Here is a 22453-nt window from a genome sequence, read left to right on the forward strand (position 1 = left end):
TCATGGCGTCGCGGCCGGCGGGCGGGATAACGTGCGCGCCGCTTCGACGATTTGAGGAACGCCATGAAAATCGCCTATTCCGCCGCCAGCCCCTATGTCCGCAAGGTGCTGGCCTGCGCCATCGCGCGCGGGCTCAACGACAAGATCGAGCGCTGGAAGGTCGGCACGACCGATCCGGCCCTGCTGCCGGTCAATCCGCTCTCCAAGGTCCCGAGCCTGATCACCGACGACGGCATGTCGCTCTACGACAGCCCGGTGATCTGCGAATATCTCGACAGCATCGGCGACGCGCCGAAGCTGTTCCCGCCGGTTGGTCCGGCGCGCTGGAAAGCACTCACGCAGCAGGCACTGGGCGATGGCATTCTCGACGCCACCCAGCCGCGCCGCCGCGAGATCGCGCTGCCGCAGGACGAGGGTCGCCAGAGCTACATCGCCCTTCAGCAGGGCAAGGTCGTGCGGTCGCTCGACCTGCTGGAGAAGGAGGCGCCCTCGCTCGGCCTGCTGACGACGATTGGCGAGATCACGATCGGCTGCGCCCTGGGCTATCTCGATTTCCGCTACGCCAACGAGCCGTGGCGCCCGGGCCATCCTGCGCTCGAAGCCTGGTACGACAAGGTCGTGAAGCTGCCGCCGCTTGCCGAGACGATGCCGGTGGGATGACCGTCCCGAGCGGTGGAGGTGGGCGATGCCCGCACGGACCGGTGAACAATTCCTGAAGGGTCTTCGCGGCCCGCGCGAGGTTTGGGTCGACGGCGAGAAGGTGGGCGATGTCGTCGACCATCCGAAGCTCCGCGGGGCGGCCCACGCCCTGGCGGCGGTGTACGATCTCCACCATACGCAGGCCGCGACCTGCCTCGGTCCTGATCCGGAGACGGGCGAGTCGATCCCGGTCAGTCACCGGATCCCCCGGTCGAGGGAAGACCTGGTGCATCGCCACGCGGCGCTGCGTCAGGTCGCGGAGTACTCGGTCGGCCTGATGGGCCGCACACCCGACTACATGAATGTGACCTATGCGGGCTTCGCCGGCCGGCCCGACGAGTGGGGGGCGCACGGCAACGAGGCCGGCGCCGAGCGGCTGGTTACCTATCAGAAATTCCTGCGGCGTGGCGACGTGGCGCTGACCCATACGACCGTTCAGCCCACTGTCGACAAGGCCCTGGGCGATGCGCCCTCGGCCGGTAACACGCAGGCGTTGCGAAAAGTCGGCGATACCGAACATGGCATCGTCGTGCGGGGCGCGAGGGTGCTGGCGACCCTGGCGCCCTTCACCGACGAGATCGCCGTCTATCCCAGCGTGCCGCTGCCCCCGGGTTCCGACGACTACGCGCTTTCCTTCTGCCTGCCGGTCGGGACACCGGGGCTGAAATTCCTCTGCCGCGATTCGATGTCGGCCCCGGACAACCGGTTCGACTTTCCGCTCTCGGGCCGCTTCGACGAACAGGACGCGTTCGTGATCTTCGACGACGTCGAGGTTCCGCGCGACCGGCTGTTCATCGATTGCAACATGGCCGCCTACAACACGGTCATGACATCGAGCTGGCTGCCGAACATCCTGCAGCAGACGATGATCCGGGCCTGGACGAAGCTCGACTTCGCCTGGGGACTCGCGCTGCGCATGGCGGCCTCGATCAATGCGGTCGATCCCGAGACGCAACGCATGGTCGGAGAGATCTGGACCTATGCGGAATTCACGCGCTCGGCCATCGTTGCGGCCGAGGCGGAGGCGCGCGAATGGCCATCGGGCCTGTGGACGTGTGACGTCCGCCCGCTGCATGCCCTTCGCTCGACGCTGCCCAAGTGGTTTCCCAGGGTGAACGAGATCCTGCGCCTGATCGGGTCGCACAATCTCCTGGCCGCGCCGACCGCGGCGCAGCTCGCCGACCCGGACCTGCGGCCGCTGATCGATCGTTATCTGCCGGGCGCCAAGGGCATGGCGGCAGAGGAGCGTATCCGCATCTTCCGGCTCGCCTGGGATTTCGCCGGCAGTGCGCTGGCCAGCCGCAACGAGCAATACGAACGGTTCTACCTCGCCTCGTCTGCCCGCAATCTGGCGCGGCATCTGCAGTTCACCGACCGCAGGCGGGCCGACACGCTTGTGCAGCGCTTCCTGGACGAGGAGTATCGGTAGGAGGGCGAGGAGGGGCCGATGAGCGATATCGACACCAAGCCGCAGGCGGTGGAGCGGACCAAGACCAAGCAGCCGCCACTCTACAAGGTGATCCTGTTGAACGACGACTACACACCGCGTGAATTCGTGGTCGTCGTCCTGAAGGCCGTGTTCCGCATGACCGAGGAGCAGTCCTACCGCGTCATGATGACGGCCCACCAGCGCGGCGCCTGCGTCGTCGCCACCTACACCCGCGATATCGCCGAATCCAAGGCGAGCGAAGCCAACGACATGGCCCGTGGCGCCGGCCATCCACTGGAGTTCAGCACGGAGCCTGAGGAGTAGGGCGCCGACGCGGGTCTAGCCCCTTTTCGCAAGCCTTTGCGATCATTGGAGAATTTGGCGGATCAGGCAAAAAGGGCCTGAGAAACTTCGGTGGAGAATCAATGGGTTGACGGGAGCGGCTGCGGTCCGTATTTTCCGCCCGCTTTCGGAATTCACCCCGGCCCGGCCGGGGCTTTTTGTTGAGTTAGGGCCATGAAGATCCGTCATTCTCTCAAGTCGGTGAAGCTCCGTCACAAGGACTGCCGCATCGTGCGCCGCAAGGGCCGCGTTTACGTGATCAACAAGACCAACCCGCGCTTCAAGGCCCGCCAGGGCTGAAGACGGCGTCAGCGTCTTAGCGAACAAGCGGCGGAGGCTTCGGCTTCCGCCGCTTTTTCATTTGGCGTATGAGCGAAGCATGGAGATGCCGCCGCTCGATCCCGCCATTCTCGCCCGCCGGTCGGAGATCGTCGCCGCCTTGCGCGTCATCGTTCCGGGCGAGGGCGTCATCGACGATCTCGACGGCATGCGCCCCTTCGAATGCGATGCGCTGTCGGCCTACCGGCAGATGCCGTTGGTCGTGGTGCTCCCCGAGACCGTGGCCCAAGTGGCCGCCATCCTGCGCTACTGCCAGGACAACAACGTGAAGGTCGTGCCGCGCGGCGCCGGCACCTCGCTGTCGGGCGGTTCGATGCCGGTCGGCGATGCGATCCTGCTGGGCCTGAGCAAGTTCAACCGCGTGCTCGAGATCGACTACGCCAACCGCTGCGCCCGCGTGCAGCCGGGCGTCACCAATCTCGGCGTCACCAAGGCGGTCGAGCACGAAGGCTTCTATTACGCGCCCGATCCCAGCTCGCAGATCGCCTGCTCGATCGGCGGCAACGTCGCGGAGAATTCCGGCGGCGTGCACTGTCTGAAATACGGCCTGACCACCAACAACCTGCTCGGCATCGAGATGGTGCTGATGAACGGCGAGGTGGTGCGGCTGGGCGGCAAGCATCTCGATGCGGAAGGCTACGATCTCCTGGGCCTCATGACCGGTTCGGAGGGCCTGCTGGGCGTCGTCACCGAGGTGACCGTGCGGCTGCTGCGCAAGCCCTCGACCGCGCGCGCCGTGCTGCTGGGCTTTCCGACCGAGGCCGGCGCGGCCGATTGCGTCGCCGCCGTCATCGCCTCGGGCATCATCCCCGGCGGCATGGAGATGATGGACAAGGAAGCCACCAAGTGCGCCGAGGCGTATGTCGGCGCGGGCTATCCGCTCGATGCCGAGGGCCTGCTGATCGTCGAGCTCGACGGCCCGCCGGTCGAGGTCGACTATCTGGTCGAGCGGGTCGCCGAGATTGCCAGGGGCCGCGGCGCCACGACGATCAGGGTCAGCAACGACGAGCAGGAGCGGGTGCTGTTCTGGGCCGGCCGCAAGGCCGCGTTCCCCGCCGTCGGCCAGATCTCGCCCGACTATATGTGTCTCGACGGCTCGGTGCCGCGCGGAAAACTGGTCGAAGTGCTGGCCGAGATGCGCCGGCTGTCGAAGCAGTACGGCTTGCGGGTCGTCAACGTCTTCCATGCCGGCGACGGCAATCTCCATCCGTTGATCCTGTTCGACGCCAACGATCCCGGCGAGCTGCGGCGCTGCGAGGAATTGGGCGCGGATATCCTGCGGCTCTGCGTGCGGGTCGGCGGCGTGCTGACCGGCGAGCACGGCGTCGGCATCGAGAAGCGCGACCTGATGGGCGTGCAGTTCACTGAGATCGATCTCGACCAGCAGATGCGCGTGAAATGCGCCTTCGATCCCGACCACCTGCTCAATCCCGGCAAGGTGTTCCCCAAGCTGCGCCGCTGCGCCGAGCTGGGCCGGCTGGTCGTGACCCAGAACAACATCCCGTTCCCCGACATCCCGCGGTTTTGATTAGATGACTGGTACGATCAAGCCGCGCGACGCGAAGGAGCTGCGGCAGGCGGTGGAGTGGGCGCTGGGCGAGGGCGTGACGCTCGACGTGCGCGGCGAGGGCAGCAAGCTCGCATTGGGCAAGCCGATGCAGTGTGCCCAGGTTCTCGATCTGTCGGGTATCTCCGGCATCGTCGACTATGCGCCGGAGGAACTGGTCGTCACCCTGCGGGCCGGCACGCCGATGCGCGAGGTCGAGGCGCTGCTGGCCCAGCGCAATCAGATGCTGGCCTTCGAGCCGCCCGATCTCGGCCCGCTGCTCGGTCGTGAGCCGGGGCAGGGAACGCTGGTTGGCGCGCTCATGGGCAATCTCGCGGGCTCGCGCCGGCTCTCGGCCGGTGCGGCGCGCGATCATCTGCTGGGCTTCAGCGGGGTCAACGGGCGCGGTGAGGCGTTCAAGTCGGGCGGCCGGGTGATGAAGAACGTCACCGGCTACGATCTCTCCAAGATCCTCGCCGGTTCGTGGGGCACGCTTGCGGTGCTCGACGAAGTCTCGGTCAAGGTGCTGCCGGCGCCGGACCAGACGGCGACGCTGCTGCTGCTGGGCCTCGACGATGCCGCTGCCGTGCGGGCGATGTGCGCGGCGATGGGCAGCCCGCACGAAGTCTCGGGCGCGGCACACCTGCCGGGCCGCACGGCGCTGCGCCTCGAAGGCGTGGCGCCCTCGGTCGAGGCGCGGCTCAAGGGCCTGCGCGAACTGATGGCGGATGCCGGCGCGAAGATGGAGGCGCTCGGCACATTGGAGAGCCGGACCTTCTGGCGCGGGGTGCGCGATGTGGCGCCGCTGAACGCGGCGCCCGACGAAATCGTTTGGAAGATTTCCTGCCCGCCGACCGAAGGCCCGGCGATCCTGGGTCGCATCAAGGCGCAGCGCCCCACCGCTCGGGCTTTCTACGACTGGTCCGGCGGGCTGATCTGGCTGGCGCTGCCGCCCTCGGCCGATGCCGATCACACGCTCGTTCGTGGGGCGCTCGGCGCGACGGGCGGGCATGCGACGCTGATCCGCGCTCCCGAGGCTGTGCGCGCGGCCGTCCCCGTGTTCCAGCCTCAGTCCGCCGCGCTCGTGGCGCTGGCGGTGCGCGTGAAGGAAAGTTTCGATCCCAAGACTCTCTTCAATCCGGGGAGGATGGGTTAGGGATTGTTCATGCTAAAGCCTTTCCGTCTCAGATTGACCCACTCACCTCATCCTGAGGAGCCGTGCAAAGCACGGCGTCTCGAAGGATGGGCAACAGACGGGGTGCGCGTGCCCACCCTTCGAGACGCTCACTGCGTTCGCTCCTCAGGGTGAGGTCAGTTTTGGGATGCTCGGCTCGATTCAATCTCGCCCGGAAAGGCTCTGGTTAACTTGAACAAGACGACAGCGATCGAGGTCGTGGACTATCATTGAGAGAGTTGGGACATGAAGCGCAAGATCAAGCCAGTGCATCCCGGTCGCATTCTCCATGACGAGTTCATGGAGCCGGCCGGAAATTCCCAGTACCGGTTGGCGCAGGCGGCAGGTTTGTCGCAAGTGCAAGTGGGCAATATCATCCGGGGTAGGCGCGGCATAACGGCTGAGACGGCCCTTCGACTGGAGCGCGCCCTTGGCATGAGCGCTCAGACTTGGATGAACCTGCAGACCTTGTACGAGTTGGAAAAGGCTTCCTCTGAATCGGGACAGCTGATCAAGAAGACGACGGAACGGCTGAAGTTGGATCAGGCGGCCTGATCAGCGTCGTGCAAACCAACTTCACCCTGGCCCAGCTTGCCGACTCCGAGAACGCGCGCAGCGAGCAGATCCTGCGCAAGTGCGTCCATTGCGGCTTCTGTACCGCCACCTGTCCAACCTTCGTGCTGCTGGGCGACGAACGCGACAGTCCGCGCGGACGCATCTATCTCATCAAGGCGATGCTGGAGGGCGACCGCGCGCCCACGATGCAGGAGGTCCGGCACGTCGATCGCTGCCTGTCTTGCCTGTCCTGCATGACGACCTGCCCGTCGGGCGTGAACTACATGCACCTGGTCGATCACGGCCGGCATCGCATCGAGGAGACTTATACGCGGGCGCCGGCCGACCGCTTCATGCGCGGGCTGCTGGCCTGGCTGATGCCGCGGCCGGACGCTTTCCGTTGGGCCATGAGGCTGGGCCGTCTCGCCAAGCCCTTTGCGCCATTCCTGCCGGCGACCAGTAGCGATCCGGGTGGTGCCACCTTCCTGCGCCGGCTGCGCGCCATGCTCGACGCCGTGCCCGCGCGCCTGCGCAGCCCGTCGCCGGTCGACCGGCCGCAGACCTTCCCGGCCAAGGGCTTGAGACGGAAGCGCGTGGCGCTGATGCCGGGCTGTGGCCAGCAGGTGCTGGCGCCGGAGGTCAACGAGGCCACGGTGCGGCTGCTGACGCGCCACGACATTGAGGTCGTGAACGTCGCGGGCTCGGGCTGCTGCGGCTCCTCCGTGCTCCACGTCGGTCGCAACGAGCAGGCGGTCGCTCTGGCCAAGGCCAACATCACCGCCTGGCTGCGCGAGATCGACGGCGCCGGCCTCGATGCCATCGTGATCAACGCCTCGGGCTGCGGCACGACGGTCAAGGACTACGGCAACATGCTGGCCGACGAACCGGAGTGGCACGAGAAGGCGCTGCAGGTCGCCAGGCTCGCCAAGGATGTCAGCGAGGTCATGCTCGAGATCGGGCTGGTGGACGTCGAGCCCAAGGGGCTGACGGTGGCCTATCATTCGGCCTGCTCGATGCAGCACGGCCAGAAGGTGATCGAACAGCCCAAGCGGCTGCTACGCGACGCCGGCTTCGTCGTGAAGGACGTGCCCGAGGGCCATCTCTGCTGCGGCTGGGCCGGCACTTACCAGGTGCTGCAGCCCGACCTGTCGCGCCGCCTGCGCGACCGCAAGGTGGCCAACATCGAGAGCCTGAAGCCCGACGTGATCGCGGCCGGAAACTTCGGCTGCATCGGCAACATCGCCGCGGGCACCGGCATACCCATCGCCCACACGGTCGAGCTGCTGGACTGGGCGACGGGCGGCCCCAAGCCGGCGGCCCTGGACTGAGCACGGAGGAAGGGGAGGCATGAACGCTCTTCGCGCTTGCCTTGCCGCCCTTCTCGGATTGATGCTGGGCGCCAACGCGATGGCGCAGAACGCCGGGAGCGGCACCGTGCTCGACACACTCTTCATCAAGCTTCGCGAGGCGACCGATCCGTCGGCGATCCGCGCCCTTGAGGCGGCGATCTGGGAACAATGGGTGATGGTGCCCGACATGAGCCAGCGCGCCCTGATGATGCGCGGCATCGCCGAGATGCAGCAGCAGGAACTCAAGACCTCGATCGAGACCTTCACGCGCCTGATCGACCTCGCGCCGGACCTGTCGGAGGCCTGGAACAAGCGCGCGACGGCGCACTGGTTGATGGGCAACTTCCCGGCCTCGCTGGCCGACATCTGCGAGACGGTGAAGCGCGAGCCGCGCCATTTCGGCGCCTATTCGGGTCTCGGCATGATCCGCGCTGAAATGGGCGAGAACGCGCGCGCCGTTGCGGCTTTCGAGCTGGCGCGCCGGTGGAACCCGCACATCCCTGGAATCGACGGCGAGATCGAGCGTTTGAAGGCTTTCGGCGGAGACAAAGGCAGCGAGGCCGATCCGCTGGGTTGCGGCCGGCCCTCGACGTAGGTCAAAGTCACCGCGCGTTCAGATTCGGGAGTTGGTGAATGGCCACGTTGTATGTCGGCGGTCGTCTTTTCGACGGCGAGAAAGTGCAAGACGGGCAGGCGGTGCTGGAAGAGGGCGGCAGCATCAAGCGCGTCGCCCCGGCGGGTGAATTCAAGGGCTTTGCTGGCGAGGTCGTCGACACGTCGGGGGCCACGCTGATTCCCGGCATCATCGACTGCCACGTCCACTCGCTGTCGGGGGCCGAGGGCAATCCCGGTGCGGTCCAGGACCGCCTGAGCGCGGCCCAGCTGACCGTGCGCGGCATGGAGTTCATGCGCCAGACGCTGGAAGGCGGCGTCACCGCCGTGCGCGACTGCGGCGGCAAGGACTATATCGAGTTCGCGATCCGCGATGCCTACAACGCCGGGCGATTCCTGGGGCCGACCATGCGCTGCGCCGGCCGCATGATCTGCATGACCGGTGGGCACGGCAACCGGACCGGCCGCGTCGCCGACGGCGTCGACGAGGTGGTCAAGGCAGTGCGCGAGCAGGTCCATGCCGGGTCCGACCTGGTGAAGATCATGGCCACGGGCGGCGTGATGACCCAGGGCGTCAATCCCGAGGACGCGCATTACAGTGCCGAGGAGATGAAGGCCGGCATTTCGGAAGCGCATCGCTTCCACAAATGCTGCGCGAGCCACGCGCAGGGCGCGCTCGGCATTCTGAACGCGGTACGCGGCGGCATCGATTCGATCGAGCACGGCATCTTCATGGACGAGGAATGCTGCCGCGAGATGAAGGAGCGCGGCGTCTGGCTGGTGCCGACCTTGGCGGCCGTGAAGAACATCCTCAAGGGCTATGACGAGGGCGACCGCTCGATCCCCGACTATGTGATCGACAAGAGCCGCCGCGTCTTCGACCGTCACATTGCGGCGACCAAGATGTACTACGCCGCCGGCGGCCGGATCGCGATGGGCACCGACGCCGGCACGCCGCACAATCGCCATGGCGAGAATGCGCGCGAGCTCGAATTCATGTGCGACATCGGCATTTCGACCCGCGACTCGCTGTTCTTCGCGACCGCGAGTGCCGCCGACCTGATGCGCCTGGCCGATCACGGCCGCATCAAGGAAGGTAACGTCGCCGACTTCGTGGTCTGCGACGGCGACGCGCTGGCCGACATCAAGCGCGCCGCGCGCAAGGAGAACCACCGCATGGTGGTGAAGCGGGGCATCGTCGCCCGCGACAATCGTGCGGCCTTCTCCCGCGAAGCCGTTCGCGTCGCGGCGGAATAGCGGGCAGAGAAAGGCGATCCCGGAGCCTTCGTGGAAGAAATCTTCCTCATCCTCGTCGGGATCGCCTGGGCGCTCGGCACGCCGCTGATCGCCATCATGGCGCTGGTCCGCACGTCGGGCCTGCGGGCGCAGAACGATCGACTTGCCACCGAGCTGGCGGCGCTGCGGCGTCAGGTGGCCGCAACAGCCGCACAGCCGCTTCCGCCGCCCGTGGAGGCCGCTCCGTTCCCGGTGGCGCCGGTCGAGGCCGCCGTGCCACCGCCCCCGGCGCCGCCCTTCGTTCCAGAGCCCGAGCCGCAGGCCGAACCCGAGGCGATCGTCATCGGGGCGGATCTGCAGGCGTCGCCACCAGCGCCCGCGCCGCCGCTGGCGATCCCGGCCGTCGAGCCGGTGCGGGGCGGGTGGGAGCAGCGGCTTGGGGCCCGGGCCTTCCTCTGGGTCGGCGCCATCACCCTGGCATTGTCGGCCGTCTTCCTCGTCCGTTACTCGATCGAGGAGGGCTACCTCTCTCCCGAGGTGCGCGTCATCCTGGCGGCGCTTTTCGGCTTCGCTTTGATTGCGGGCGCGGAGCGGATGCGCCCGCGCGACGATCGCGTGTCGCAGGCGCTGGCCGCCGCGGGCGTCGCGGCGCTCTATGGCTCGCTGCTCTCCGCCGTGGCGCTCTACGACATGATCTCCAAGGTCGCAGCCGGCGGCGCCGCCGCGGCCCTGACCGCCTTCGCGATCACGCTCTCGCTGCGCCACGGGATTCTCGTTGCGGCGCTGGCCTTCGTCGGCGGGTTCCTCAGTCCCGCGATCATCGGCAGCGAGCAGCCCAATACGCCGGTCCTGTTCGGCTATCTGCTGGCCATTGCCGCCGGCACGCTCACGGTCATCCGGATCCGCGGCTGGTGGGTGCTGGGTTGGGGCGTGCTGGCGGGCTCGGCGCTGTGGACCTGCGTCTGGATGCTGGCCGATCCCGATCTGCCCGAATTGCACTGGGTCGGGCTCTTCCTGGTGGCGCTCGCGGGGCTCTTCGTCTGGGCGTCTTGGCGGCGCCTGCAGGAGAGCGAGAACCCGGCGAAGGACGTCCTGGCCCTGGTCTGGGCCTCGCTGGCGGTCACTGGCGGCCTGCTGGTGCTGGCCATCGCGCAGGATGGCGGCGCGCAGACGGCCGGCTGGCTGGCCCTGGCGGTGCACGGAATTGGCATTTTCGCCTTCTCGCGCTGGGCGCCGCGTTTCCAGTTCACAGCCGGCCTCGCTCCGGCCCTGTCGCTGGCGGCGCTGGCGCTCTGGTGGTGGACGGGGAGCGGGGTGGCGGCCGACTGGAACGATGGCCGCTTCGGCTGGCTCGTGACGATGTTCGGTGGCCTGTACGCCGGAGCGGCCTTCGCCCTGCTGTGGAATGCCTCCCGGCCGGGCTTCTGGGCCGCCCTGTCGATATCGGCCGCGCTCTCGCACTTCCTGCTTGCCTGGTATGTGCTGCGTGCGATGCCGGGCATTCCCTGGGGCCTGATCAGCATCGGCCTGGCCGCTCCCTTCCTGGTGGGGGCGGAACGGCTGGTGCGCTGGCGCGGGACGATGCCGGGGGCCACCGAGGCGCTGGGCTTCCTGGCCGCCGGTGTGACCTTCTTCATCGGCGCCGCGATCCCGCTCGAACTCAATCGCGAATGGATCACCGTCGCCTACGCGGTCGAACTGGCCGCGGTCGCCGCCATCTCGGCGCAACTCGGCCTGGTGACCCTGCGCCGGCTCTGCTGGCCGCTGCTCGCCATCGTGGTCGTGCGCTTCGTCGTCAATCCGGAGATCCTGACCTATCCGATCGGGCTGACGCCCGTCCTCAACTGGATGCTCTGGGGCTATGGCATTTCGATCGCCGCGCTGGTCGTTGCGTTGCGCTTCCTGCGGCCGACCGGCGATGTCCAGCTCGTTCGCGCGGTGGAGGCGGCCGCCGCCTTGCTCACCTTCGTCCTGCTGACGCTCGAGGTGCGCAGCGTCTTCCAGCCGACGACGATGATGATGCCGGACGCCAGCTTCATGGAGCGAGCCTTCTACGTGCTGGTCTGGGGCGCCTTTGCGCTGGCGGCGCTATGGAAGACGCGGCTCGACGGCGACCTCGTGGCGCTGTGGGCATGGCGGCTGAGCGGTGGTGTGGCCGTTTTGGTCGTGCTCATCGTGCAGGTGCTGGTCGCCAATCCGGTGTTCGAGCCGGCGGACGTCGGCCGGCTGCCCATCGTCAACGGGTTGTTGCTGGCCTATGCGATACCGGCGGCGATGGCGGCCCTGGCGCGTCGCTGGATCGACGTCGAGCCCGACCGGCGGGTCGATCTCCTCGTCGAGGCGGCGGCCTCGATCCTGGCCTTCGTCTACGTCTCGTTCGAGGTGCGCCACTTCTTCGATCCCGGCTTCGAGCGGCGCGGCTTCGATGCGCATGGGCTGGAACTCTATGCCTATTCGATCGTCTGGCTGTTGTTCGGCGTCGCCCTGCTGGCACTGGGCTTCCTGCGGCAGGCCGCGGCGCTGCGGCACGCCGGCATGGTGCTGGTCTGCATCGTGGTCGCCAAGGTCTTCCTGATCGACATGGCGGGGCTGCAGGGGCTTCTGCGGGTCTTCTCGTTCCTCGGCCTGGGCGCGGCGCTGATCGGTCTCGGCTACGCCTATCGCCGCTTCGGGTTCGACAGCAAATGACCGGGGCGTTGTTTCCCGAGCTTGGCCTGTCGCTCGACGCGCTGCGGGCCCTGCAGCTCGACCGGCTGCGTTCCACGCTTCGCCATGCCTACGACAACCAGGCGCCGTACCGCGCCAAGTGCGAGGCGGCCGGCGTTCATCCCAACCAACTGGCAAGCCTCGACGATCTTGCGCGCTTTCCCTTCACGGAGAAGGGCGACCTGCGCGATGCCTATCCCTACGGGATGCTGGCGATCCCGCGCGAACGCTGCGTGCGCCTGCATGCCTCCAGCGGCACGACAGGACGGCCAACCGTCGTCGGATACTCGGCCAGGGACATCGCGACCTGGGGCGACCTGATGGCGCGCTCGCTGTTCGCGGGCGGCGCTCGGCCGGGCGACATCATCCACAACGCCTATGGCTACGGGCTCTTCACCGGCGGGTTGGGCGCACATTACGGCGCGGAGCGGCTGGGCTGCACCGTGGTGCCCATGTCGGGCGGCTTCGGCGAGCGGCAGGTCCAGCTCATCCGCGAGCTCGGCGCCCGCATCGTGCTGATGACGCCGTCCTACATGCTGGCGATCGCCGACGAGTTCGAACGCCAGGGCTTCGATCCGCGCGCGACGGCGATGCGGATCGGCATCTTCGGCGCCGAGCCGTGGACCGAAGGGATGCGCGCGGAGATCGAGCGCCGGCTCGGCATCGATGCCGTTGATATCTACGGGCTGAGCGAGGTCATGGGGCCGGGCGTGGCGTGCGAGTTCGTCGAGACGAAGGATGGGCCCACGATCTGGGAGGATCATTTCTATCCCGAGATCGTCGATCCCGTGAGCGGCCGTCCGATGCCGGAGGGCGAACCGGGCGAACTGGTGTTCACGACCCTGACGAAGGAGGCGATGCCCGTCGTCCGCTACCGCACGCGCGATCTCACGCGGCTGATGCCGGGTTCGGTCACGGCGATGCGGCGGATGGCCAGGATCATGGGACGTAGCGACGACATGCTGATCGTGCGCGGCGTCAATCTCTTCCCCAGCCAGGTCGAGGAACAGATCCTGCGCGACCCGGCGCTGAGCGCCCACTACGTCATCGAACTCGCGAGAACGGGCGCGCTCGACGATCTATTGGTGCGCGTCGAGGCGCGCCAGGTTCAGGAGCAGGCTGCCCGGGCTCAGTCGGCCGTCGAGCTGGCTCGCCGGCTCAAGGGCATGTGCGGCCTGTCGGCCGATGTCGAGATTGCCGTGCCCGGGACGATCGAGCGGTCCATGGGCAAGGCGCGTCGTGTGATCGACAGGCGCCCGAAGGACTAGAGCGTTTCCGGACGAGATAGAATCGAGCCGACCATCTCAACACTGACCTCACCCTGAGGAGCGAACGCAGTGAGCGTCTCGAAGGGTGGGCACACGCACCCCATCGGTTGCCCATCCTTCGAGACGCCGTGCTGTGCACGGCGTCTCGAAGGATGAGGTGGTGGGTGAATGTAAAACGGAAAGACTCTAGAGCCCCGAGGCCAGGCGAATCCTGGCCTTGAGCAGCCCGGGATCGTCGGCAATCTGGCTGACTTCAGGGGTAATGAGGGTCGCCTGCGATACCGGCGCGGCAGCCTTCGCACGGCCCGTGGAAGCGTCGATCACGACCGCAAGCGTGATCAGGGCGGCAGCGATCACGAGCAGGTCGATCCACGAAAAGCGCGACTTGGGAAGTTCATAGGGGACGGCGATCGCCCGCTTATTCTTCTGGCCGTAATTCATGATGGCCTCTGGGGATGCGTGTTATCGGCTGGGCTGGAATGGTTGCTTTATAATTCTGATTTCGGTCCGGGCCGCGACCGCACTGAGGCGACAGTAAGGAAGTTTGTGTCAGTTGTTTCCGATCGCAGCGCCGGCGACGGCGGCGAAGGTCAGGATCGACGCCGCGATGACGAGGAAGTCGATCCAGCCAAGCGAGAGGCGGCGACGCTTCATGGCCGGTCTCCGGCACTGCTCGCCGCTGTTGGCCGTGCGGACGCGCCGGATGCGTGGCCCTGCGCGAGAACACCACCCGCGAAGATGACGATGCAGGCGAGGATCAGAAGCGCATCAATCGTGGCGAAAGTTCGGCGAGCCATGGAACCCCTCGTTGTGTTCGTAAGGAACACTACGGAGAGGTGGCGGCGATCATCCCTTGCGGAAAATCATGCGGGCGGCGCGTAGGCCGAGCTTTGCTCGGCCGTGAGCGACGGGACATCGCTAGCGATGTCCGGAGCGTCGGTGAAAGAACGGTAATCTCTAGACGTAGGCGATGCGCAGGATGTTCGTGGCGCCGGGCGTGCCGAACGGGACGCCCGCCGTCACCACCAGCCGCTCGCCTTCCTTGGCCATGCCTTGTTGGCGGGCCACGCGTACGGCGCGCTGCACCATGTCGCCGAAATTGTGCGCGTCCTCGGTGCGAACGGGATGGACGCCCCAGGTGAGCGTCATGCGGCGCGCCGTATCGAGGTTCGGCGTCAGGCAGAGGATTCGCACGTCGGGACGTTCGCGCGCCGCGCGCAAGGTCGTCGACCCGGTGTTGGTGTAGGTGACGATCGCCGCGGCCGACAGAGTGTGGGCGCACTGGCGGGCAGCGGCGCTGATCGCGTCCGCCGTCGTCGCCTCAGGCTCATGCCGGCTGGCATCCATCAGGCGGCGATAGAGCGGGTCGGTCTCGACGCTCTTCAGGATGCGGTCCATCATCGTGACCGCTTCGACCGGGTAACTGCCCGAAGCGGACTCGGCGGACAGCATGACGGCGTCCGTTCCGTCATAGACGGCGGTCGCCACGTCCGACACTTCGGCGCGCGTCGGCGTCGGCGCGTTGATCATCGACTCCAGCATCTGCGTCGCCACGATGGTCGGACGGCCGGCGACGCGGGCGGCGGCGAGGATGCGCTTCTGCAGCGGCGGGACGGCCTCGGGCGGCATTTCCACGCCGAGGTCACCGCGCGCGACCATGATGCCGTCGCTCTGCTCGATGATCTCGTCGAGATGCTCGATCGCCTGCGGCTTCTCGAGCTTGGCCATCACGGCGGCGCGCCCGGCCACCATCTTCTTGAGTTCGGCGATGTCGTTGGCATGCTGCACGAAGGAGAGCGCGATCCAGTCGACACCGATCGACAGGCCGAATGCGAGGTCCTTGTGGTCCTTCGGTGTCATCGGCGACATCGGCAGGACGAGGTTGGGCAGGTTGACGCCCTTGCGGTCGCTGATGGTGCCGGCGACCTCGACCTCTGTGTCGATGGTCTCGGCGTCGTGGGACACGATGCGCAGCCGCACCTTGCCGTCGTCGATCAGCAGGATGCCGCCGGGCTTCGCGGCCTTGAAGATCTCCGGATGAAGGAGGGGGACGCGTTCGCCAGTGCCCGGCTCGGCGTTCATGTCGAAGCGCACGTGCTGGCCCTTCTTGAGAACCATCGGCCCCTTGGCGAAGGTGCCGAGGCGCAGCTTGGGTCCCTGCAGATCGAGCAGGATGGCGATCGGGTGCTTGAACTCCTTTTCGAGCGCGCGCAGCTGCTCGACCCGCTGGCGGTGATCCTCGTGCTGGCCGTGGCTGAAGTTCAGCCGGAAGACATCGGCCCCGGCTTCGAACAGGGTTCGCAGCCGCTCCGTGGTCGCGGAGGCGGGGCCAAGCGTGGCGACGATCTTGGTGAATCGATTACGGCGCATGCGGTCCAGCCTACTTCATCGGGGACGACACTTTGAAGTCACCTGCCGCTTCGTAAACCTTGACGACGGCGGCGTCATCCAGCTTGCCCCAGCCGGCGCCCGCGGCCGCGATGAAGAGTTGGTGCGCAGCCGCCGCAAGAGGAAGTGGCAGACGCAGTTCATGGCCGGTGTCGAGCACCAGACCAAGGTCCTTCACGAAAATCTCGACGGCCGAGAGGGGCGAATAGTCGTCGTCGAGCATGTGGGGTACCCGGTTGCCGAACATCCAGGAATTGCCGGCGCTGGACGAGATCACTTCATAGACCGCGCGCGTATCGGCGCCGGCCTTGGCGGCGAGCGCCATCGCCTCGGCGGCCGTGGCGATGTGCACGCCGGCCAGGAGCTGGTTCACCGTCTTCACCAGCGAGCCGATGCCGGCCTTGTCGCCCAGGCGAAAGACCTTCGCCGATGTCGCGGACAGGATGGATTCGGCCGCGGCGAAGGCTCCGGCATTGCCGGAGGACATGAAGGTGAGTTCACCGGATTCGGCGCGCGCCCGTCCGCCCGACATGGGCGCATCGAGCAGCTCGTGCCCGCTGGCGGCCAGACGCTCGTCGAGCTTGCGGATGAAGGCCGCGGGGCAGGTGGCGCACTGCATGACGAGGCCGCCCTTGCGCAGCGTGGCCACCGCACCGCCCTCGCCATAGAGGACCGCTTCGACCTGCTGGGCGTTCACGACCGCGACGATGACCACATCCGCGGTCTTCGCGGCATCAGCGGGTGTCGCTTCCGTCATGCCGCCAGCGGCCACGAAGGCCTCGCGTGCAGCGGCGCTGGGATCGACGCCGATCACCTTGTGACCGTGCTTCAGCAGGTTCTTCGCCATGCCGAGGCCCATCGAGCCCAGGCCGACGAAAGCGACGACGGGTGTGTTCTTGTCGGTCATGGATCAGGCCTTGATGCCGTACTGGGCCGCCCAGCCGAGCCCGGCGCCTGTCGTGGTCTTCGGCTTGTATTCGAGGCCGACATAGCCGTCGTAGCCCAGCCGATCGAGCACATCGAGCAGGTAGAGGTGATTGACCTCGCCGATGTCGGGCTCGTTGCGGTCGGGGTTCCCGGCGATCTGCACGTGCGCGGTGATGGGGAAGAGGCGCTCCATCCGCTTCTGCAGATCGCCCTCGGTGACCTGCAGGTGATAGAGGTCGAGCTGCAGGCGCAGATGCGGCGCACCGACTTCGTCGATGACCGCCTTCACCTGGTCGGTCGTGTTGGTGAAGTAGCCCGGAATGTCGCGGTGGTTGATCGGCTCCAGCACGATGGTGATGTCCATCTTGGCCGTGCGGTCGCAGATCTTCTTCAGGTTCGAGATGAAGGTGCGGTGCATCGCCTTCACGTCGGCCCCGGGAGCGATCATGCCGGACATGACGTGCAGCGTCCGGCATTCGAGGACCTGGGCATAATCCAGCGCCTTGTCGATGGCGGCGCCGAACTCGGCCTCGCGGCCGGGAAGGGCGGCCAGTCCGCGCTCGCCCTTGCTGGCGTCGCCCGGCGGCAGGTTGAACAGCGCCTGGGTGAGTTTGTGCTTCTTCAGTTCGGCGGCGATCTCGGCGGCCGGCGCTTCATAAGGAAACAGGATTTCGACGGCCTTGAAGCCATGCGCCGCGGCCGCGCCGAAGCGCTGCAGGAACGGCACTTCCTGGTAGATCCACGAAAGATTGGCGGCGAGCTTGGGCATTCTTCGGGTCCGATCAGGAAGGATAGGCTTCTTCGACGTCGCGCACCTGGGCATCCGAGAGGGTGCGCAGCTTGAAGCCCTGCAGCAGCAGGTGGAGCTTGGCCGTTTCCTCGAGTTCCTCGATCGAGGCCGAGGCGGCCGACAGCGAAGTTCCGGCGACGACGGGACCATGATTGGCGAGAAGGACCGCGCGATGGCCCTTGGCGTAGTCGCGGATGGCGTCGGCGAGCTTGGGGTCGCCCGGCTTGTAGTAGGGCACCAGCGGCAGCTTGCCGACCCGCATCACGAAGTAGGGCGTGATCGGCGGCAGGGTCGTCTCGGCATTGTGGTGGCAGGACGGATCGAGGCAGGAGATCGCCACCGCATGGGTGCAGTGGAGATGGACGATCGCACCGTCCTTGGGCCGCACGTCGTAGACCGAGCGATGCAGCAGCGCTTCCTTGGTCGGCGGATCGCCGGCGACATGCTTGCCCGAGAGATCGATCTTGGAGAGTTGGCCGGGCTCGAGTTCGCCCAGCGAGGAGTTGGTCGGTGTCATGAGCCAGCCGTCCGCGACGCGCGCGCTGATGTTGCCGGAGGTACCGGGGCAGAGGCCGCGCGCGGCGAGCTTGGCGCCCAGCGCGCAGATCTGCTCGCGGATCTTGGTTTCTGCGGTGCTCATAGCTTGTCGAATGCCTTGGTGAAGAAATCAGGGGCGCCGAAATTGCCGGACTTCAGCGCGAGCAGGAGTGGCTTCGCGCCCACGGATGCCGTCCACGGCACGCCGGGATCGATCTCCGGTCCGATGCGCAGCGCGGTGACGTCGAGCCCGCCCACGACGGCGCCGGAGGTCTCACCGCCCGCGACGACGAGGCGCCCGACGCCGGCCTCGACGAGGCCACGGGCCAGCGCCGCCATCGTCTTCTCGATCGCCTGGCTCGATTGCTCGATGCCGTACCTGGCCTGTAGCGCCTTCACCGAATCGGGCGTGTCACTGGCCGAGAGCAGGATCGGGCCGTTACCGAGTTTGCCCTTGGCCCAGGCGAGCGCCTTGCCGGCGACATCCTCGCCGCGGCAGATCGCATCCGTGTCGAGCGCCAGATGCGCGCCCGTGAAAGCCTTGATCTGGCCGAGTGTCGCCGCCGAGCAGGAGCCGGCGAGGACGGCCGAAGCGCCTTCTATCTTCGGCAGCGCATCGGCGCCGGAGCGATGAGCCATCAGGCCACGACGGCGATAGGCGGCGGGCAGGCCGAGTGCCACGCCCGAGCCGCCGGTGACCAGCGTATCGTCACCGATCGCTTCGCCGATGATGCCGAGATCGGTGTCGGCCACGGCATCGACCACGACGTGCCGAACGCCGTCGGCGCTGAGCTTGTCGAGCGCTTCACGCAGGACGGCAGAGCCGGACTGGACCTGCTTCAAGGCGACGAGCCCGACCTTGTGCGGCGTCTGTCGCGCCAGCACGCGCACCAGGCTGGCATCCGTCATCGGCGTCAGCGGATGGTGCTTCATGTGCGAGTCCGAGAGCAGCACGTCACCCACGAACAGATGCCCGAAGAAGATCGTGCGGCCGTTCACCGGGAAAGCAGGGCAGTAGATCGCCTGCTTCGCCTTCAGCGCATCGAGCAGCGCATCGCCGACCGGACCGATATTGCCGGCGTCGGTCGAATCGAAGGTCGAGCAGTATTTGAAGAAGAAGCGTACGCAGCCGGCCGCCTGCAAGGCCTTCAGCGCGTCGAGCGATTGCGCGACCGCGTCGGCCGCCGGGATCGAGCGCGTCTTCAGCGCGACGACGACGGCATCGACGTCGTCTGGGATCGTGCCCTTCGCCGGCACGCCGATTGTCTGGATCGTGCGCATGCCGCCTTTGACAAGCATGCCCGCGATGTCGGTTGCGCCGGTGAAGTCGTCGGCGATCACTCCAAGAATGGCCATGTGCGACCCTAGGCGATCACGGTTGCGGGCATCCAGAACTTTCGGCGCCGGGCGCGTCGTCGGGCCTCGTCCTCGCCGTCGTAGTGATGCAACGGCGGTGCAGCATCGAAGCTGTCGCGAATGTCGAGGGAGTTGACGTTGACGATGCCGATGGCACCGGTCTCCTCGGGCATCACGGCGCCGACATAGGTGCCGCAACGGGCGCAAAGCAGGTAGTCGGTGATGCCGAGGCCGAAGCGGTAGCGCGACAGGGCATTTGGTGCGCTGCGGAATTCCACGCTTCCCGTCGGATCGCCCATCGTGCGGGCGCCGTGGCGGCGGCAGAAGCTGCAGCCGCAGCGTCCGACCCGCATCTCCTCGGGCTTCTTGTCGGAGGTGAGGGTGATCGCGATCGCGCCGCAATGGCAGGAGCCGGGGTAGGTCGTCATGGCGCGATCAGGGTGACGCGGAAATCGTTGACGTTGGTCCGCGTCGGGCCGGTGATCAGGCCATCGCCCAGCAGCTCGAAGAAGCCATGCCCGTCATTGTCGTCGAGCATCACCTGCGGATCGCACCCCATGGCGCGCGCCCGGGCGAGCGTATCCGGCGTGAAGACCGCGCCGGCGATATCTTCGGCGCCGTCGACGCCGTCGGTATCGGCCGAGAGACCCCAGATGCCCGCCGCGCCGTCGGCGGCGATGGCCTCGGCCAGCAGGTATTCGACGTTGCGGCCGCCACGGCCCTTGCCGCGCACCGTGACGGTGGTCTCGCCGCCGGAGAGGATGGCCACAGGCTTGCCGCCGCGCTTGGCGATCTCGACGGCCTGGCGGGCGTGCGCGGCGCCGAGCTCACGGGCCTCGCCCTCGAGATTGTCGCCCAGCATGACGACCTCGACGCCGTGCTCCCTTGCAACGGTGGCGGCCGCTTCGAGCGAGCGCCTGGGCGTGGCGACCATGATCGTCTCGACCTTGGCGAGGCGGGGATCGCCGGGTTTCGGTGTCTCCTCGATGCGGCCGGCGGCGCCTTCCTGAAGATGCCTGAGCACGGCCGATGGCGGATCGATCCGGTACTTCGCGAGCACGGCCAGCGCATCGGCGAACGTCGTCTTGTCGGCAACGGTGGGGCCGGAGCCGATGACACCCGGGTCGTCGTTCGGCACGTCGGAGATCAGCCACGACAGGACGCGCGCCGGCTGGGCGGCGATGGCGAGCCGGCCGCCCTTGATCGCGGAGAGGTGCTTTCGCACCGTGTTCATCTCGACGATGTTGGCGCCCGACTTCAGCAGCGCGCGATTGACGTCCTGCTTGTCGTTCAGCGTGAGACCCGGCGCAGGCAGAGCGAGCAGGGCCGAGGCGCCGCCGGAAATCAGGCAGAGCAGGAGATCGTCGGCGCTCAGTCCCTGGACGCGCTCGTAGATGCGGCCGGCGGCCTCGCGCCCCTTGTCGTCGGGAACCGGGTGCGCGGCCTGGACGATCTCGATGCGCTTGCACGCCTCGCCATAGCCGTAGCGTGTCACCACCAGCCCTTCGAGCGGATGAGGCCACTGGTCCTCGACGGCGCGCGCCATGGCGGCACTGGCCTTGCCGGCGCCGATCACGATGGTCCTGCCCTTGGGGGGCTGCAGTCCGTCGATGTAGGGCGCCAGGCAGGTGGCGGGACGGGCGGCGGCAAGCGCGGCGTCGAAGAGGGCGCGCAGCAGGGCGCGGGCGTCAGCATCTTTCATTTGCCCGATCTTCGCACTATAGGGGCGCGATGCAACCGTTGCTCCGGCCGGGCGATCCGCCGCCGTTCTCCGTCTTCAACGAACAGGGGCGGGCGCCGCTGCTGCTGCTCTGCGATCATGCCAGCAAGGCGGTGCCGCAGGCGCTGGGCGATCTCGGCATTCCCGCGAGCGAACTGGCGCGGCACATCGGTTGGGACATTGGTGGGCTCGACGCGGCAGTCGAACTGGCGAAGGCGCTCGACGCGCCGCTGGTCTCGTCCGGCTATTCGCGGCTGGTGATCGACTGCAACCGCTGGCCGGGCGGCGAGGGCTCGACGCCGGAGGTCAGCGACGAGACGGTCATTCCGGCCAACAAGGATCTGACCCGGGAACAGGTCGAGGCCCGGGCCGAGGCCTGCTTCTGGCCCTATCATCGCGAGGTCGACCGGCTGCTCGACGCCATGACGGACGGCGGCCGCACGGTCTGCCTGCTGGTGATGCACAGCTTCACGCCGGTGATGAAGGGCTTCGTGCGGCCCTGGCATGTCGGCGTGCTGTGGAACGACGATCCGCGCCTGCCCGAGCCGCTGCTGGCCGAACTACGCCGCGATCCTTCGCTGGTGGTCGGCGACAACGAGCCCTATTCGGCGCGTGCGTCCTACGAATACACGCTGACCGCCCATGCGCGGCCACGGGCGCTGCCGCATTGTTCGCTGGAAGTGCGCCAGGATCTCATGGGCACGCCCGACGATGCCCGCGCCTGGGGGCGGCGACTGGCGCCGGCGATTTCGGCGGCCGTCAATAAGGCTTTGCCGTCTGGTTAAGCCTGCGGCCCGACCCTATATCCAGAATACAATACCGGCCTGCACCCCAGGAGGCGATCATGGATGACAAGACCCGCATCGAACTAGAAGCCGCCGCCTTCCGGCGTCTGGTATCGCACCTCCAGGAGCGGACCGACGTCCAGAACATCGACTTGATGAACCTTGCGGGCTTCTGCCGGAACTGTCTGTCGCGCTGGTATCGCGAGGAGGCGGGCAAGCAGGGCATCGAAATCGCCGATCCGAAGGCCCGTGAGATCGTCTACGGCATGCCCTATGACGAGTGGAAGGCCAAGCATCAGAAGGATGCGTCGGCCGACCAGAAGAAGGCCTTCGACAAGGCCCACAAGCACGACTGATTCACCGACGCCAACCTCATGCCGAGGAGGCCGCAGAGCGGCCGTCTCGAAGCATGGGCCACGCGCACCATGTCTGTTGCCCATCCTTCGAGACGGCACTTCGGGCCTCCTCAGAGGCTGGCCGGAAATGAATCGATTCGATTCAAGCATTTACCTCATCCTGAGGAGCCGCGCCTTGCGCGGCGTCTCGAAGGATGGGCAACAGGCAAGGTGCGCGTCCCCACCCTTCGAGACGCATCGCTGCGCGATGCTCCTCAGGGTGAGGCTATCGGGGCTATTCATAGCCTAGCGTTTTAGCTGCATTCATCTCCGGCCAGACTCTCAGGATGAGGTGGTGCG

22 protein-coding genes are annotated in these 22453 nt (G+C 67.2%); 14 read left to right on the forward strand and 8 right to left on the reverse strand.

What is annotated here, in order from left to right:
• Positions 1-63 precede the first annotated feature (63 nt).
• The 12 genes from ACO07K_RS08125 (at position 64) to ACO07K_RS08180 (ending at position 13255) form a co-directional block, all read left to right on the forward strand.
• Entirely contained in the window at positions 64-660 is a 597-nt protein-coding gene (locus ACO07K_RS08125) for a glutathione S-transferase family protein (RefSeq protein WP_422035412.1), read from the forward strand.
• Positions 661-685: 25 nt separating this feature from the next.
• Positions 686-2128, forward strand: coding sequence for a 4-hydroxyphenylacetate 3-hydroxylase family protein (locus ACO07K_RS08130; protein WP_422035413.1), 1443 nt, complete (start codon positions 686-688; stop codon positions 2126-2128).
• Between the two features lie 18 nt (positions 2129-2146).
• Entirely contained in the window at positions 2147-2452 is a 306-nt protein-coding gene (clpS, locus tag ACO07K_RS08135; RefSeq protein WP_295137917.1) for an ATP-dependent Clp protease adapter ClpS, read from the forward strand.
• A 192-nt stretch (positions 2453-2644) separates the two neighbouring features.
• Complete coding sequence (gene ykgO, locus ACO07K_RS08140) at positions 2645-2770, forward strand: type B 50S ribosomal protein L36 (RefSeq protein WP_068191747.1); 126 nt, start codon at positions 2645-2647, stop codon at positions 2768-2770.
• 79 nt (positions 2771-2849) lie between these two features.
• Positions 2850-4337, forward strand: coding sequence for an FAD-linked oxidase C-terminal domain-containing protein (locus tag ACO07K_RS08145; protein ID WP_422035415.1), 1488 nt, complete (start codon positions 2850-2852; stop codon positions 4335-4337).
• A gap of 4 nt (positions 4338-4341) precedes the next feature.
• Complete coding sequence (gene glcE, locus ACO07K_RS08150; protein ID WP_422035416.1) at positions 4342-5511, forward strand: glycolate oxidase subunit GlcE; 1170 nt, start codon at positions 4342-4344, stop codon at positions 5509-5511.
• Positions 5512-5775: 264 nt separating this feature from the next.
• Positions 5776-6084 (forward strand): HigA family addiction module antitoxin, encoded by a 309-nt coding sequence (locus ACO07K_RS08155; protein ID WP_422035417.1) that lies wholly within the window; start codon positions 5776-5778, stop codon positions 6082-6084.
• Positions 6085-6092: 8 nt separating this feature from the next.
• Positions 6093-7412, forward strand: a complete 1320-nt coding sequence (locus ACO07K_RS08160) for a heterodisulfide reductase-related iron-sulfur binding cluster (RefSeq protein ID WP_422035418.1) — start codon at positions 6093-6095, stop codon at positions 7410-7412.
• Positions 7413-7431: 19 nt separating this feature from the next.
• The gene (locus ACO07K_RS08165) at positions 7432-8028 is read left to right on the forward strand and encodes a tetratricopeptide repeat protein (protein ID WP_422035419.1); all 597 of its coding nucleotides are present in this window, start codon (positions 7432-7434) and stop codon (positions 8026-8028) included.
• Between the two features lie 38 nt (positions 8029-8066).
• Positions 8067-9302, forward strand: coding sequence for an amidohydrolase family protein (locus ACO07K_RS08170; RefSeq protein ID WP_422035420.1), 1236 nt, complete (start codon positions 8067-8069; stop codon positions 9300-9302).
• A gap of 30 nt (positions 9303-9332) precedes the next feature.
• Complete coding sequence (locus ACO07K_RS08175; RefSeq protein WP_422035421.1) at positions 9333-11969, forward strand: DUF2339 domain-containing protein; 2637 nt, start codon at positions 9333-9335, stop codon at positions 11967-11969.
• Positions 11966-13255 carry an AMP-binding protein gene (locus ACO07K_RS08180; RefSeq protein ID WP_422035422.1) on the forward strand — a complete coding sequence of 430 codons (1290 nt, stop codon included), beginning with the start codon at positions 11966-11968 and terminating at the stop codon, positions 13253-13255. Before ACO07K_RS08175 ends, ACO07K_RS08180 begins: the two co-directional genes overlap by 4 nt.
• Before the next feature lie 186 nt (positions 13256-13441).
• On the opposite strand, the gene ACO07K_RS08185 is transcribed toward ACO07K_RS08180, so the two are convergent.
• From ACO07K_RS08185 to ACO07K_RS08220, 8 genes are all read right to left on the reverse strand, one after another.
• Complete coding sequence (locus tag ACO07K_RS08185) at positions 13442-13696, reverse strand: hypothetical protein (protein ID WP_422035423.1); 255 nt, start codon at positions 13694-13696, stop codon at positions 13442-13444.
• A 516-nt stretch (positions 13697-14212) separates the two neighbouring features.
• Positions 14213-15625: a pyruvate kinase gene (gene pyk, locus ACO07K_RS08190; RefSeq protein ID WP_422035424.1), complete on the reverse strand. Its 1413-nt coding sequence runs from the start codon at positions 15623-15625 to the stop codon at positions 14213-14215.
• Positions 15626-15635: 10 nt separating this feature from the next.
• Complete coding sequence (gene ltnD / locus ACO07K_RS08195; RefSeq protein ID WP_422035425.1) at positions 15636-16550, reverse strand: L-threonate dehydrogenase; 915 nt, start codon at positions 16548-16550, stop codon at positions 15636-15638.
• A 3-nt stretch (positions 16551-16553) separates the two neighbouring features.
• Positions 16554-17339, reverse strand: a complete 786-nt coding sequence (gene otnI / locus ACO07K_RS08200) for a 2-oxo-tetronate isomerase (protein WP_422035426.1) — start codon at positions 17337-17339, stop codon at positions 16554-16556.
• A gap of 13 nt (positions 17340-17352) precedes the next feature.
• Positions 17353-18000: a 3-oxo-tetronate 4-phosphate decarboxylase gene (gene otnC / locus ACO07K_RS08205; protein ID WP_422035427.1), complete on the reverse strand. Its 648-nt coding sequence runs from the start codon at positions 17998-18000 to the stop codon at positions 17353-17355.
• Positions 17997-19253, reverse strand: a complete 1257-nt coding sequence (gene otnK / locus ACO07K_RS08210) for a 3-oxo-tetronate kinase (RefSeq protein WP_422035428.1) — start codon at positions 19251-19253, stop codon at positions 17997-17999. The genes otnC and otnK overlap by 4 nt, the downstream gene beginning before the upstream one ends.
• 8 nt (positions 19254-19261) lie before the next feature.
• Positions 19262-19681: a GFA family protein gene (locus ACO07K_RS08215; RefSeq protein WP_422035429.1), complete on the reverse strand. Its 420-nt coding sequence runs from the start codon at positions 19679-19681 to the stop codon at positions 19262-19264.
• Entirely contained in the window at positions 19678-20955 is a 1278-nt protein-coding gene (locus ACO07K_RS08220) for a glycerate kinase type-2 family protein (RefSeq protein ID WP_422035430.1), read from the reverse strand. Before ACO07K_RS08220 ends, ACO07K_RS08215 begins: the two co-directional genes overlap by 4 nt.
• A gap of 29 nt (positions 20956-20984) precedes the next feature.
• Between ACO07K_RS08220 and ACO07K_RS08225 the strand changes: the two genes are divergently transcribed.
• On the forward strand, positions 20985-21758 hold the full coding sequence (locus tag ACO07K_RS08225; RefSeq protein WP_422035431.1) for an N-formylglutamate amidohydrolase: 774 nt from the start codon (positions 20985-20987) through the stop codon (positions 21756-21758).
• A 59-nt stretch (positions 21759-21817) separates the two neighbouring features.
• Positions 21818-22114 (forward strand): DUF1244 domain-containing protein, encoded by a 297-nt coding sequence (locus tag ACO07K_RS08230; protein WP_422035432.1) that lies wholly within the window; start codon positions 21818-21820, stop codon positions 22112-22114.
• The last annotated feature ends 339 nt before the right edge of the window (positions 22115-22453 follow it).

It is taken from the genome of Reyranella sp. (genome assembly GCF_965228225.1).
In the GTDB taxonomy this organism is placed as follows: domain Bacteria; phylum Pseudomonadota; class Alphaproteobacteria; order Reyranellales; family Reyranellaceae; genus Reyranella.